Origin of the sequence: Cupriavidus sp. H18C2 (genome assembly GCF_049393795.1) — a bacterium.
Taxonomy (GTDB): domain Bacteria; phylum Pseudomonadota; class Gammaproteobacteria; order Burkholderiales; family Burkholderiaceae; genus Cupriavidus; species Cupriavidus pauculus_C.
Genome location: NZ_CP186011.1, coordinates 393598 through 406830, shown reverse-complemented (window position 1 = coordinate 406830; position 13233 = coordinate 393598). Strand labels below are relative to the sequence as shown.

Sequence of the window (13233 nt, the reverse complement as noted above, 5' to 3'; positions counted from 1 at the left end):
TTTGCGAAGGCGATCAGGATACGGACATACGAGGGGGCTGTCTATTTGGGGGTGCCTGGCGTGGGGTGGCCTGGTGGGTCTAGCAAGCGCTGACCCTCTCCCCCGGCCCCTCTCCCGCAGGCGGGAGAGGGGAGAACACCATCGCATTGCCATTCCTGTCGGTTTGCTTCCCTCTCCCGCGCGGGAGAGGGGGCGGGGGAGAGGGCAAGCATCGCAGCCTGCTACCTCCGCCGCCCCCGCCACCACCCCGCGAACGCACCCCCCGCGACAGCCAGTGCCGCCAGCAGCCACCCGATCGCCGGTTGTCCCGTTCGCGCCGGCGTCGCGGCCAGCTGCGCCACCAGCCGCTGGCCGCTGACGTGTTCGACATCCAATGTCGACGCCACCGGCGCCGCCGGCACGACTGTCTGCGGTGTCCGCACCGCCTGCGCCTCCCGCTGCGCCGGCCGCACCACCGCGTCGGCCAGCGCGCGGCCTACCGGTTTCATGTCGATCCGCGCCGCGCGGCCCGCGCGCGCGATATGCGCCATCAGCGTGGGATTGCCGCAGGTATTGGCCGTGCACGACAGCCCGTGGCGCTGCACGCTCGCCGCGTACTGGCGCAGCAATTCGCGGCGCTCGGCGTCGGTGAAGCGGTAGCTGCCCTGCCGGTCCACCTCCAGCAGCCGCGCCAGGATGCCCTGCCGCGCGTGCGGATTGGCGCCGCGGAAGAACGCCGCCATGCCCAGCCCGAGCTTGTCGGCCACGTAGACGTCGTAGGTGCGCTGCCAGAACTCGCCGGGCATCTGCTCGGGCACGGTGGCCTGGAAGCCGTACAGGTGCTCCACCTCCTTGTACATCTCGCGGGCGCCCGCGTAGCCGGCGCGCTGCATCCCGGTGATCCACTTCGGATTCCACTGGCGCGCGTTCAGCTCGGTGGCCAGCCATGTGCGGGCGTCGACCGTCTCGGCCTGGCCCGGGCGGCGCAGGTTGTGCAGCCACAGCGGCGGTGCCGTGCCGCCGGCCGCGCGCGTGGCGGCGGCCAGGCCGCCCGCGTACTGGTAGGTGTCGTCGTTGTCCAACGCGCCGTACAGCGTGCTGGCGCGCGAGAACAGCACCGCCTGGTTCGACTTCAGATGACTGGCCAGCGCCCCCGGCGCCGATTCGCCCCAGCCGTCGGCCGAATAGGCGAAGTTCATGTAGCGCAGGTACTGGCGCGCCAGCGCATCGGGCGGCCCCTGCGCGTCGCGGCTCTGCTCGACCATCTGCTGCACGCCGATCGAATAGTTGCCGGGCCGCGCCGCGAACACCCGCGACCGCGCCAGCCGCTGCGCCTGCCCCGGCTCCACGCCCTGCCGGCCCAGTTCCATGGCGACAGCCTCGTCATGGCGGCTAATTGCATTCTCACCGGCAGCGGCGGCCAGCCGGGCAGCCTTGTCCAGCAGCGCGATCTTGTCGCCAAAGCCGTCGCGGTAGATGCCCGACGTGGTCAGCAGCACGTTCACGCGTGGCCGGCCCAGATCGGCATCGGGAATCAGCCGCACGTCCTCCACATTGCCGCGCGCGTTCCACACCGGTTCCACGCCCATCAGGTACAGCGCCTCGGCCTCCATCGCGCCCTGGTGCCGCTCGGTCTCGCCGTACCACAGCACCATCGACACCGACTCCGGCCACTTGCCCCACTCGCGGCGGAAGCGGTCGAGCGTCTGTGCCGCCATCGTCTTGCCCAGCGCCCACGCGGCCTGGGTGGGAATGCGCGCGCCGTCGAAGGCGTGCAGGTTGCGGCCGGTGGGCAGGCTGTCGGGCACGCGCACGGGGTCGCCCAGCGGGCCGGTGGGCAGGTAGCGGCCGGCCAGCACCGTGACCAGGCCATCCAGTTCGCGCTGGGGCGACGCGCGCAGGTCGGCCAGCCACTGGCGGCCGGCGGCCAGCGCGCGGCGTTCGGCATCGTCCGAGCCCTCGACGTCGCGGCCCGCCACCAGCGCGGCCGACCACGCGCGCAGGCGGTCGGCATCGGCCTTGACCTGCGTGCCCAGCATCAGCGCCAGCGCGTCGGCCTGGTCGGCGTCGGGCGGCAACTGGCCGAGCGTGTGGATGCCCAGCGGCATCGGCTCGGCCTCCACCTTGTGCAGGAAGGCGTGCACGACCGGCTCGATGGTGTCCCAGGGCGCGCCGGCATCGACGCCTAGTTGCTGGTCCAGCTTCAGCGCGCGGATCTGGGCCAGCGCCTGGCGCCGGTACTGGGCCGACAGCTCCGGCGCGCTGTCGCGCGTGGCGTCGGCCTGTTCGATCGCCTCGTCCAGCGCGGCCAGCACCGGGGGCTGGCCCGCCGAGGCCAGCAGCGGCGACAGGTGGCTTACCAGCACGGCCGCGCTGCGGCGCTTGGCCTGGATCGCCTCGCCGCCGCCGTCCTGGATGTAGACGTAGGCGTTCGGCAGGTCGCCGAGCAGCAGTTCGGATGCGTCGTCGCCCGCCTGCGCGACCTGCTTGCCCGGCAGCCATTCCAGCGTGCCGTGGCGGCCCACGTGGACCACGGCATCGGCGCCGAACGCGTGGCGATACCACAGGTAGGCGGCGATGTAGGCGTGCGGCGGCGGCGTGATCGTGTCGTGCGAGACGTCCATCGCGCGGTCGAAGGTGGAGCGCAGCGGCTGCGGGCCGACAAACACGTTGCCAAAGCGCAGGCCCGGCAGCACGTAGGCGGGATCGCCGCGCGCGTCGCGCGCGAGCATCAGCGGATGGCGGCCGGGCGGGCCCCACGCACGCTCCACCGACGCGCGGAACGGCGCCGGCAACGCATCGAACCATCGGCGGTACTGGGCCAGCGGCACCAGCGTGACGTGGCCGGCGCGGACCATGCGGTCCAGCTCGCCCGGCGACCACGTCTCGACGTTGCGACCGTTGGCTTCGAGCAGCGACGTGAGCGCGGCGGTGTCGGGCAGGCTGGTGCCGGTGTCGTAGCCGGCCGCGCGCAGGCGCTGCAGGATCTGGGCGAGCGATGGCAGCGTCGCCAAATAGCTCGCGCCGATATTGCCGCGCCCAGGCGGGTTGTTGTAGTACAGCACCGCCACGTGCTTGCGCGCGGGCGGCGTGTCCTGCAGCGCGATCCAGCGCCGCACGCGCGCGACGATTGCGTCGACACGCTCCGGCACCGCCGTACTGGCCGTGGCGCCGTCCTGCGGCTCCTGCGTGGCGAACAGGATCGGCTCGGTCGCCCCGCTGCGCTCGGGGGCTGTCAGCAGCAGCGGCAGGCGCTCGCCGGCGATGCCGCGCACGTCGGCACGCCAGCGGGCGGCGCTGTCGCGCGTGGCAATCAGGTTGATCGTGTGCAGGCCGTGGCGCGCCAGCCAGTCCTTGTCCTCGGCGCGCGGAATTGTCAGGTTCAGCGCCAGCAGCGCGCGCAGCGGCGTGGCGCCGTCCTGCGTCAGCAGGCCGTCGAGCGCGGACAGCGGCCAGCCAAAGGCCGGGACCACGCCGATGCCGGCGCGCTCCAGCGCCGCGATCAGCGCGTCGACGTGAGCGAGGTCGCGCTGGCGGTGGTTCGTCGCATAGAACGCGATGCCGACCAGCGGCGCGTCGGTCCGCGGGCCGCCGTTGGCGCGGTACCAGCGCAGGTAGTCGCCCAGCGACGCGAACGGTTGCGGCACGCGCGGGTGGTAGAGCCCGGCGGCGGGCGCGGGCCGGACCGGCGGCACGGTGATCGGCGCCACGCCGGCGGCACGCTGTTGCGCGGCCACGGCGTAGGCCAGGAAGGCGGCAAGATTGTCGACGCCGCCGGCGTCCCAGTAGCGCTGGGCGCCCGCGTTCAGCGTCGCATCGGTATGGATCTGCCACGCGGCGTCGGCGGTCTCCGCCGGCATGGCCAGCACCGTTGCGCCACGCGCCTGGGCCTGCCGGATATCGGGCCCCATCTGGCGCAGTGCGGCGGCGGGGACGAACCACGCCGCGATCACGTCGGCGCGGGCCAGCGTCGCGGCATCGGGCGCCGCATTGGCAAATCGGAATTCGGCCACGCCATCGCCATGGGCCGCGCGGAACGCCTCGGCGGCGGCAGGCAGCAGATGGGTCTGGGACGACACCACGACCACCCGCACCGGCGCCGCCACGGCCACCAGTGGCAGGCAGACGCACAGCCAGGCCAGCCAGACCAGCAGTCGGCGGCAGGCGGTAGAAAGGAGAAGCGTGGCGGACACGTGGCGGGGGCGAAAAGAGGCGCTGGCGCGGCATTCTACCTGCCTGCCGGGGCCTGGGCCGGTCACGCCGGTGTCACATCCGGTCCCCCGTCGGCCGGCGCCGATGCGGGGCCGGCCCGGCGTGTGGTTTTTTTGCCGATGGCAGAGATTGGTCGGGCAGGCGGTCGTCCCATCCCGTAACGATTCCGAAACGGCAGCTTTCGCCACAATCGGAAATTTCGTATCACGCCGGGACGTAAAAAAGACAAAGCCGGCACGGGCCCGTTGGCGCGTACCGGCTGATGGGCGGTAAATCTACCGCACCATCCGGGTGACGGCAATCATTCTTGTGGGGGACCCCACATCAGCCATGGTGACCCATCGTGTACCTTGCGCCGGATCGTCTATATTTGACGGCATGGCGCGCTCAACCGAAATGACTCACCAGACGTACAAAAGCCCCGGGAGGTAACTGCCATGCGTTCGCTTGCAAACTTGTTCAGTCCGCCGACGCCAGAGAAGATCGCCGAAAAGGAACTGCAAGACATGAGGCTGACGCTCTTCCAGGCCGAACGCCGCCTGCTTGAAGCGCAGATGCAAGTCGATTACTACCGCAACATGATCGCCTTCCTGGAAGAGGTGGGCGCCACCGGCGTGGAAGGCGTGGCCGACCGCCGCTTTGGGTCGTCGCCGCAGCCGGACATGCCCGTGCTGCAATCCACGTCGCCCGCGCGCAGCGCCCCCGGCCTGGCCACGATTCCGATCGTCCCGAGCGCCGCCTGATCCCTGTCTTACCGCAGCAGACCGTCGCACGGACGCGCCAGGCGCCTGTGCGATACTGCCCGCTTTCCGGCATCCCCTGGAGCGGCCATGAGCCTGTTGCCCGCCATTGACATCGAAACCGCCCCGCATCCGACCCATGCCGTGATCTGGATGCACGGGCTGGGCGCCGACGGCAGCGATTTCGTGCCCGTCGTGCCCGAACTGGGCCTGCCCGCCACCGCCGCCGTCCGCTTTGTCTTTCCCCACGCCCCGGCCATCCCGGTCACCTGCAACGGCGGCTACGTGATGCCGGCGTGGTACGACATCTACTCGCTGGATGAAGCGGGCCGCAAGGCCGACCTGGCCGGCATCAGGCAGTCGCGCGATGCCATCCGCGCCCTGATCGCCCGCGAAAACGAACGCGGCGTGCCCACCGCCAACATCGTGCTGGCCGGCTTCTCGCAGGGCGGCGCCATTGCCTACACCACGGCGCTGACCCACCCCGAAGCGCTGGCCGGCGTGATTGCGCTGTCCACCTACATCCCGTCCACCGAACTGATCGAGGCCGAAGCCACGCCCGCCAACGCGACCACGCCGGTGTTTGCCGCCCATGGCACCGCCGACGAGGTGGTGCCGATGGCGCTGGGCACCCGGGCGCGCGATTTCCTGACCGCCCGGGGGCAGCCCATCACCTGGCAGGCGTACGCCAACATGCCGCATTCGGTCTGCCTGGAAGAAATCGCCGACATCGGCGCGTGGCTACAAGCCCGCTTTGCCTGAGCGCCTGCGCTACCATGGCGCGCCTTGCCACCCTGCCCCGCTGCCCATGATTCCCGCATCGCCGCCGCCCCGTATCGACTTCAACACCCGCAAGGCGCTGATGTTCGCGCTGACCGCCGAACGGCTGGCGGCGTTCTACGAGCATGGGAAATGGCTGACCGACGCTCAGGGCGCCACGCTGGCCGCGAGCTGGCTGTCGCGATCGAAGCTGCAACTGGCGCTGTCGGAACGGCGCCTGCTGTCCGAACTGAGCGACCAGCTTGCACGGCAACTGGCCGATACGCTGTCGCGCGAAGCCGGGCTCTATGCGTCACACGAGATGATGGAAGCGCTCGACCCCAACTACCAGTCTGCCTTTGCCCACGACATGCTGGACGAATGCGAGCGGATGCTGCGCAAGAACGGGGTGGAGGAATAGCCGGCGACAGCCGCTGAAGGGTGACTTATGAGCCTCTTTTCGTGTCGCAGGACGCCCAATTATTGACTTTTATCCCGGATTCCATAAATTATCCGGATCGAAATAATTCCGGATAAAAGGATGGGCTACTACCGCCGACCCGACCTTGCGGCCGACCTGGCCACCCAGCTGCAGGGCCGCGCCATGTTTGGCGATGCGCAGAATGGGCTGTTCCTGGCGGCACCCCGGCGCACGGGCAAGTCGATGTTCCTGCAGCACGACCTGCGGCCCGCGCTGGAAGACAACCATGTGCTCGTCATCTACGTCGACCTGTGGTCGAACCAGCGCCGCGATCCCGGCGAGCTGATCGCCGAGGGCATTGCGCTGGCGCTGGCCGACCACCAGGGCGTGGTGGCGCGCGCGGCGCGCAAGGCCCGGCTGGAAAGCGTCACCATCGCCGGCACGCTGAAGATCGACACGTCGAAGATCGGCCGGCCCGACGGCGCCACGCTGCCGCAGGCGCTGCAGGCCCTGCACCGGGCCGCCGGCAAACCCGTGGCGCTGCTGATCGACGAAGCGCAGCACGCGCTGACCAGCGAATGGGGCGAAGCGGCCATGGCGGCGCTGAAGTCCGCCCGCGACCAGATGAACACGCCGGACAACGTCACGCTGATGCTGGTGATGTCCGGCTCAGACCGCGACAAGCTGCTGCGGCTGGTCAATTCCGCTGCCGCGCCCTTCTATGGCTCGTCGATCCACCAGATGCCGACGCTGGGCAAGCGCTACGTCGACTATGTGGCCGATCTGATCGGCACACAGCGGCCCGACCTGAAACCGGTGGACCACGCGGCGCTGTTCCAGGCGTTCGAGCTGTTCGGCCAGCGGCCGCAGTTCTTCCACGCCGCGATTGGCGAGGCATTGAACCCCTTGGAGGCCGGCGACGGCGAACGCTTCGAGCAGCGCGTGCTGGCCGCCGCGCGCCGGCGGCAGGCGCAGGACACCGCGCAGATGCAGTCCGACTTCCTGGGCCTGAAGCCGCTGGAGCAGGCGGTGCTCTGGCGCATGCTGGCGGCCGGGCGCGCGTTCCGGCCCTACGATGCCGAATCGCTCGCGTTCTATCGGGAGCGTTGCCCCGGGTTGACGGTGTCGCCGCAGAAGGTGCAGGCGGCGCTGGACAGCTTGCGCGACCGTACTCCCGCCCTGGTCTGGAAGTCCGCGCGCGGCGAGTATTCCGTGCAGGATTCGGCGATGCACGAGTGGTACCAGGCGCTGGCGGCACAAGGCGGCTGGCCGCCGCCGGCCGCCTGAGGCGCTGCTACCGTGCCTGCACGGCGGCGCGTTTCACCGATTTCGGATTCAGCAGGCCGGCGTCGAGCCGGCGGAAGACCACGGCGGACAGCAGCGTGATGGTGCCGACGACCAGGAAGGTCAGCCGGTAGGCCGGCGCGGCGGCGCCCAGCTTGAGCGAGAACAGGCCGACGAGGCCGCCGCCGATGGTCACGCCAAGCCCGATGGCCAGCATCTGCACCATCGAGAACAGGCTGTTGCCGCTGCCGGCGTCCTCGCGGGTCAGGCCCTTCAGCGTCACGCTGTTCATGGCCGCGAACTGCATCGAATTGGCCGCGCCAAACACCGCAAGCTGCACGATCGACAGGGCCAGCGGCCAGCCCGGCGACATCGCCGAGAACGACGCGATCGACGCGCCGACGATCACCGTGTTGACGAGCAGGAAGGCGTCGTAGCCAAAGCGATTGACCAGCGGCACGATCCACCGCTTGGACAGCGTGCCCGCGATGGCCACCGGCAGCAGCATCATCCCCGAATGCAGCGGCGAATAGCCAAGCTGCAACTGGAACAGCAGCGGCAGCAGGAACGGCACGGCGCCCGAGCCGATGCGGCACACCAGATTGCCGATCAGCCCGATGCTGAAGTTGGGCTCGCGGAACAGCGCCAGCCGGAACAGCGGCGTGGCGTGCCGGCGCGCGTGGGGAATGTAGAGCAGCGCGCTGGCAACGCTGACGGCGGCCAGCAGCGCGCTGCCCGTGCCGTGCCCGCCATTTTCCAGCGCCAGCGAGAACGTCACCATGCACAGCGACAGCAGGCCGCAGCCGATCCAGTCAAACGGCGGCGCCACGCCGGATTCCCCCGCCGGCAGGTAGCGGCGCACGGCGAACAGGCCCACCAGCCCCACCGGCACGTTGATCAGGAAGATCCAGTGCCACGACGCGCTCTGCACCAGCCAGCCGCCCAGCACGGGCCCGAAGATCGGCCCCACCTGCCCGGCAATCGACACGAACGCCAGCGCCGCGATGTACTGCTCGCCCGGGATATTGCGCAGCACGGCCAGCCGGCCCACCGGCAGCAGCATCGAGCCGCCCACCCCCTGCAGCACCCGCGCGATCACCAGCTGCGTCAGCGTGTGGGCCGAGGCGCAGAACACCGATCCCAGCACGAAGATCAGGATCGCGCTGAAGTACACGCGCCGCGTACCGAACTTGTCGGCCAGCCAGCCCGACGCCGGCGTCAGCATCGCCATGGTCAGCGTGTAGGCCACCACCACCGGTTTCAGGTCGAGCGGTTTTTCGCCCAGGCTGTGGGCCATCGACGGCAGTGCGGTGTTGACGATCGTCGTGTCCAGCGTCTGCATGAAGAAGCCGGCGAAGACGATCCAGAGCATGGCTTTGCGGGATGCGGCCGGGCTGGCGGCTGGGGCGGGGGCGGTGTGCATGACTCGATTCCAGGGGCGGCGTCCATCGGGGAAACCGCGAACAACCGGCCTCCATGGTACGGACCGCGGCCCCCATCGGGAACCCCTCTGGCTTGATTGACTGCCATCGGCAAACCCGATGACAATGCCGCGATGCTCAATCCCATCTGGATCCAGACCTTTGCCACGGTGGCCACGTCGCGCAGTTTTACCGACGCCGGGCGCCAGCTTGGCCTCTCGCAGTCGTCGGTCAGCGACCATATCCGCCGGCTCGAACAGAGCGTGGGCCGGCGGCTGTTCGTGCGCGATACCCACAGCCTGGCCCTGACCCCCGACGGCGAGGCGCTGCTGGTGCATGCGCGGCTGATCCTGGCATCGCTAGCGCGCGCCGAGCAGCAGTTCAGCGCGCCCCGGCTGCAGGGCCGCGTGCGGCTGGGCACATCGGAAGATCTGGCGCAGGGCCCGCTGCCCAATGTGCTGGCCGCGTTCCGCGCCACGCACCCGGACGTGGAGCTGGAAATCAACATCGGCATGACCGGCAAGCTTTACGAATGGCTGGAGGCGGGCGAACTGGACCTGATGATCGGCAAGCGCCGCGAAGGCGAGCGGCGCGGCGTGCCGCTGTTCCGGGGGCAGCTTGAATGGCTGGCGCGGCCGGGCACCGTCGTCGACGTGGGGCAGCCGCTGCCGCTGATCCTCGTCAACGAGCCGAGCGTCACAAGGTCGGTCGTGCTCGATACGCTGGCCGCCGCCGGCTGGCAGTGGCGCATGGTCTGCACCAGCAGCAGCCATTCCGGCTGCATTGCCGCGGCGCGCGGCGGACTCGGCATCACGGTACGGGCCCAGAACCTGACTGGCGGCGGGCTGGTCTCGCCGATCAACGGGCACGCGCTGCCGGCGCTGCCCGAGGTGGAATTCATCACGCTGGCCGCGCGGCGGCTGTCGAAACCGGCGGACACGCTGCTCCAGTTGATCCGCCAGAGCGACCTGCGCGCGCCGCGCGCGGACTAGCGTCAGGCAGTCGGCAGCAGCGCGCGCAGCGCCTGCCAGGACGTGAGCAGGTGATAGGGCGTGGTGGACGGCATTTCGGCGCGCACCACGGCGCCGTCCGGCGCCAGGCACTCGTGCCAGCCCCGGGCATGGAGGAAGCGGCGCTGGAAGCTGTCGATCCAGTCCGCCAGCTCGGCCAGCGGCGCATCGTCGTGCTGCACGGCCGCGTGCACGACCAGCGCTCGCGCGAACTCGGTCTGCGCCCAGATGCGCTCGGTGGCGTCCTGCACGGCGCCCTGCCCGTCCAGCGCGGCGCAGACGCCCAGCGTGCCGGCGGCCACGCCGTGCCGCCGGGCAAAGTTGTAGGCGCGCGGCAGCGTGGCGGCCAGCGGGCCATCGGCAAACAGCGCCGGCGCGGTCATGACCAGCGAATACCACTCGAACTGATGGCCGGGCTCGATCCGGTTGCCAGCCGCGCCGCGCGGCAGCTCGGCCACGCAGCCGTCGGCCGGATCGACGAACGTGGCATGTACCGCATCGGCCAGCGTCTTGAGCCGCTGCGCCATCCACGGTTCGCTGGCGACGTCCAGCGCCGCCAGGTACGCCTCGGTCAGATGCATGATCGGGTTCTGCAGCACGCCGCTGTCGTTCGGGCCAAAATTGGCCGCCAATGCCGCGTGATAGAGCCCGTTGCCATCGGCAAAGCGTGATTCGATCACGGCCACGGTGCGATGCAGGACGTCCAGCGCGGCGGGGTCGCGGCTGGCGCGGTAGTAGTGCGCGCAGGCGTAGACGACGAAGGCGTGGGTATAGAGGTCGCGCGTGGTATCGAGCGGCGCCCCCTGCGGGTCGATGCTGTAGAGCCAGCCGCCCGCGCCATCGCCAAAATGGCGCACCAGCGAACCGAACAGCGTGGCGGCGTGGGCAAGGTTGCCCATGGTGGCAAAGACGTAGAGCTGCCGCGCGCAGGCCATCGTGCGATAGCGCTGGTCCGGGCGGGGCTGGCCCGTGGCGCCGTCCAGCGCCTCGTGCGCGAGCTGCATCGACGGGTTCCAGCCGGCACCCGTCCAGGCGGGCAGCACGACGGTGTCGAAGTGGGTCAGCAGCGCCGTAATGCGCGGGGTCAGATTCGGATCGGCAGGCATGGTAGAGGCTCCACGAGCGGGTCCGGTCCGGGCCGTTGTCAGGCGGCCATGTCGACCCCGAATCCCAAGGCCAGCACGATAGCAGGACGCATCGGCCATGCAAAGGCCGCCGACGCCGCACTGCATCAAATCGGGCTGGAATTGCCCGGAACCGCTGACTATGGTGGAAGTCCACCGGGCCGCCTGCCCAGGGAGAACGCCATGCCCACCCATCCGATGTCCCTGTCCGATCACCGCCGCACGCTGGTCATGCACGTCATGGAAGACCCGCCCGGGCGCTACACGTGGCGCATCGTCGTGGAGGAGAAATGCGGCGGCGCCGACTGCGACAGCATGATCGAAGCCCAGACCGACTATCCGTCCCACGCCGAGGCCGAGGCCGCCTGCTGGGCCACCGGCAACGGCATGCTCGACGGGCGCCGCATTGCCAGCGAAGTGGGTGACCCGGGCGCCGCCCGCGCGGCCCACTGAACGTAGCCACCCGTGAACATGCGTGACATTACGTGACGATGCGACCCAATGAGCGCTTGAAGCGCCGCCGAGCCGCTTGAACCTGGCACGTCCCCGCCATAGGCTGGAGACCCGTAGGGAGACAGCGATGGACAAGCCAACCGTAAGCCCCAGCCGCTTTGTCGAGATCCTGAACGAGCGGCTCACCCAGCATCCCCTCTACCGCGAGGGGATGCACGTCTACGCCATTCCGGCGCATTCCGACCATCCACGCAGCCTGGTCTGCGTGGGGCCGCGCGGCACCGAAGGCATCTGCGCGACGATCGAGAACATCGTGCGCGGCGAGTGCGATGTCTTTCCGGACATCGCGCAGGACTGGCATCGCCAGCCGCCGGGACCGCGCCCGGCACCGGGCGTCCACCACGCGCGCTGACCCGGCCCGGCTGCCGGGCTGACACCGGACGGGGAACCACCTCCCCGTCCGGCTTTCACGACACACGCATCTGCAACAACCGCTCCGGCTGGCTACAATGGCTGCCGCCATCCTTGGCCCGGAGCGCCAGTGACAACACCATGCGACCGCCGCGTGACGGCGCTCCTGGCCAGGAACGAACGGCGCATCGCGGGGTATGATGCGCGCCTCGTCCGCCCCACCATCGTGCCGAATCCGGCCTGGCCGGCGCGACGCTTTCTCAAGTACATCTCATGCTGCTGTTCGGATTGTCCCTGCTGACCCTGGTGGTCTGGTGTGTCCTCGTGTTCGCGCGCGCCGGCTTCTGGCGCGTGCAGAAGCCCCTGCCCTCGCCCGATCCGGCCGCGTGGCCGCCCGTCATCGGCGTGATTCCGGCGCGCAACGAGGCCGACGTGATTGCCCGCGCGGTGACCGGGGTGCTGACCCAGCAATACCCGGGCCGTCTGCAACTGGTGGTAGTGGACGACCATAGCGCCGACGGCACCTCCGACATCGCCCGCGCGGCGGCCGTGTCGATCGGCAAGGCCGACGCGCTGACGGTTATCGCCGCGCGCGACCTGCCGGCTGGCTGGAGCGGCAAGGTGTGGGCCCAGTCCGAAGGGCTGGCCGAAGCTGACCGGCAGATGCCGGACGCGGGTTTCGTGTTCCTGACCGATGCCGATATCTGGCACGGCCCGCAGACCATCCGCGAACTGGTGGCACGCGCCGAGCACGAGCAGCGCGACCTGACGTCGCTGATGGTGCGGCTGCGCTGCGAATCGTGGTGGGAACGCATGATCGTGCCGGCATTTGTGTTCTATTTCGCCAAACTCTACCCGTTTCGCCGCGTGGCAGACCCCCGCAGCAAGGTGGCGGGCGCGGCTGGTGGCTGCATGCTGGCGCGCCGCTCGGCGCTGGCCCGAATCGGCGGTTTCTTGGCCATTCGCGGCGAGTTGATCGACGATTGCAGCCTGGCGGCGAAGATTAAGGCAGGCGGGTCAATCCGGCTTGACCTGGCCGACGACAGCATTTCGCTGCGTCCGTACGACGACTGGCAAAGCCTGTGGAACATGATCGCCCGCAGCGCCTACACCCAGCTCCACTATTCGCCGGCGATGCTGGCGGGCGCCACGCTCGGCATGGTCCTGACCTACCTGGCGCCGCCCGTGCTGGCACTGGCAGGCGGCGCGGCGCTGTGGCCGGCATGGCTGGCGTGGGTGCTGATGGCGGTCAGTTATCGCCCGATGCTGCGCGAGTATCGCCAGCCGGCCTGGCTGGCGCCGCTGCTGCCGCTGACTGCGCTTTTCTACCTGGGCGCGACGCTGGACTCCGCGCGCCGTTACTACCTGCGGCGCGGCGGCCAGTGGAAGGGCCGCAGCCAGGCGCCGGTGCGCTCCTGA

General features: G+C 69.9%; 11 protein-coding genes. 8 read left to right on the top strand and 3 right to left on the bottom strand.

The genetic code is table 11. The features are described 5' to 3' along the window. Positions 1 to 221 precede the first annotated feature (221 nt). Complete coding sequence (locus EPAKOI_RS18410; RefSeq protein WP_423194226.1) at positions 222 to 4172, bottom strand: cobaltochelatase subunit CobN; 3951 nt, start codon at positions 4170 to 4172, stop codon at positions 222 to 224. 456 nt (positions 4173 to 4628) lie between these two features. Between EPAKOI_RS18410 and EPAKOI_RS18405 the strand changes: the two genes are divergently transcribed. The 4 genes from EPAKOI_RS18405 (at position 4629) to EPAKOI_RS18390 (ending at position 7398) form a co-directional block, all read left to right on the top strand. Further along, positions 4629 to 4934, top strand: coding sequence for a hypothetical protein (locus EPAKOI_RS18405; RefSeq protein WP_124685322.1), 306 nt, complete (start codon positions 4629 to 4631; stop codon positions 4932 to 4934). An 87-nt stretch (positions 4935 to 5021) separates the two neighbouring features. Then, the gene (locus EPAKOI_RS18400; RefSeq protein ID WP_423194225.1) at positions 5022 to 5693 is read left to right on the top strand and encodes an alpha/beta hydrolase; all 672 of its coding nucleotides are present in this window, start codon (positions 5022 to 5024) and stop codon (positions 5691 to 5693) included. Positions 5694 to 5739: 46 nt separating this feature from the next. Next, the gene (locus tag EPAKOI_RS18395) at positions 5740 to 6111 is read left to right on the top strand and encodes a hypothetical protein (protein WP_423194224.1); all 372 of its coding nucleotides are present in this window, start codon (positions 5740 to 5742) and stop codon (positions 6109 to 6111) included. Between the two features lie 120 nt (positions 6112 to 6231). Beyond that, positions 6232 to 7398: an AAA family ATPase gene (locus EPAKOI_RS18390; protein ID WP_423194223.1), complete on the top strand. Its 1167-nt coding sequence runs from the start codon at positions 6232 to 6234 to the stop codon at positions 7396 to 7398. 7 nt (positions 7399 to 7405) lie between these two features. Here the strand turns inward: EPAKOI_RS18390 and mdtD are convergent, their stop codons facing one another. Then, positions 7406 to 8818: a multidrug transporter subunit MdtD gene (gene mdtD, locus EPAKOI_RS18385; RefSeq protein WP_253700251.1), complete on the bottom strand. Its 1413-nt coding sequence runs from the start codon at positions 8816 to 8818 to the stop codon at positions 7406 to 7408. A 132-nt stretch (positions 8819 to 8950) separates the two neighbouring features. Between mdtD and EPAKOI_RS18380 the strand changes: the two genes are divergently transcribed. Next, the gene (locus tag EPAKOI_RS18380; protein WP_423194222.1) at positions 8951 to 9808 is read left to right on the top strand and encodes a LysR family transcriptional regulator; all 858 of its coding nucleotides are present in this window, start codon (positions 8951 to 8953) and stop codon (positions 9806 to 9808) included. Between the two features lie 2 nt (positions 9809 to 9810). Here EPAKOI_RS18380 and EPAKOI_RS18375 read toward each other — a convergent pair whose 3' ends face one another. After that, a complete protein-coding gene (locus EPAKOI_RS18375) occupies positions 9811 to 10932 on the bottom strand; it encodes an AGE family epimerase/isomerase (protein WP_423194221.1) in 1122 nt (373 codons plus the stop codon). Positions 10933 to 11133: 201 nt separating this feature from the next. Here EPAKOI_RS18375 and EPAKOI_RS18370 point away from each other — a divergent pair, with 201 nt between their 5' ends. The 3 genes from EPAKOI_RS18370 to EPAKOI_RS18360 all read left to right on the top strand — a co-directional run bounded on the left by EPAKOI_RS18370 (position 11134) and on the right by EPAKOI_RS18360 (position 13233). Next, complete coding sequence (locus EPAKOI_RS18370) at positions 11134 to 11403, top strand: hypothetical protein (protein ID WP_423194220.1); 270 nt, start codon at positions 11134 to 11136, stop codon at positions 11401 to 11403. A 127-nt stretch (positions 11404 to 11530) separates the two neighbouring features. Continuing rightward, complete coding sequence (locus EPAKOI_RS18365) at positions 11531 to 11815, top strand: hypothetical protein (protein ID WP_124685328.1); 285 nt, start codon at positions 11531 to 11533, stop codon at positions 11813 to 11815. Between the two features lie 272 nt (positions 11816 to 12087). After that, a complete protein-coding gene (locus EPAKOI_RS18360; protein WP_423194219.1) occupies positions 12088 to 13233 on the top strand; it encodes a glycosyltransferase in 1146 nt (381 codons plus the stop codon).

Excerpts from the sequence above, each read along its gene's own strand:
- EPAKOI_RS18395 (WP_423194224.1), top strand. The coding sequence starts at position 5,740 with ATGATTCCCGCATCGCCGCCGCCCCGTATCGACTTCAACACCCGCAAG.
- EPAKOI_RS18390 (WP_423194223.1), top strand. The coding sequence starts at position 6,232 with ATGGGCTACTACCGCCGACCCGACCTTGCGGCCGACCTGGCCACCCAG.
- EPAKOI_RS18380 (WP_423194222.1), top strand. The coding sequence starts at position 8,951 with ATGCTCAATCCCATCTGGATCCAGACCTTTGCCACGGTGGCCACGTCG.
- EPAKOI_RS18360 (WP_423194219.1), top strand. The coding sequence starts at position 12,088 with ATGCTGCTGTTCGGATTGTCCCTGCTGACCCTGGTGGTCTGGTGTGTC.
- EPAKOI_RS18400 (WP_423194225.1), top strand. The coding sequence starts at position 5,022 with ATGAGCCTGTTGCCCGCCATTGACATCGAAACCGCCCCGCATCCGACC.
- EPAKOI_RS18405 (WP_124685322.1), top strand. The coding sequence starts at position 4,629 with ATGCGTTCGCTTGCAAACTTGTTCAGTCCGCCGACGCCAGAGAAGATC.
- mdtD (WP_253700251.1), bottom strand. The coding sequence starts at position 8,818 with ATGCACACCGCCCCCGCCCCAGCCGCCAGCCCGGCCGCATCCCGCAAA.
- EPAKOI_RS18365 (WP_124685328.1), top strand. The coding sequence starts at position 11,531 with ATGGACAAGCCAACCGTAAGCCCCAGCCGCTTTGTCGAGATCCTGAAC.
- EPAKOI_RS18370 (WP_423194220.1), top strand. The coding sequence starts at position 11,134 with ATGCCCACCCATCCGATGTCCCTGTCCGATCACCGCCGCACGCTGGTC.
- EPAKOI_RS18375 (WP_423194221.1), bottom strand. The coding sequence starts at position 10,932 with ATGCCTGCCGATCCGAATCTGACCCCGCGCATTACGGCGCTGCTGACC.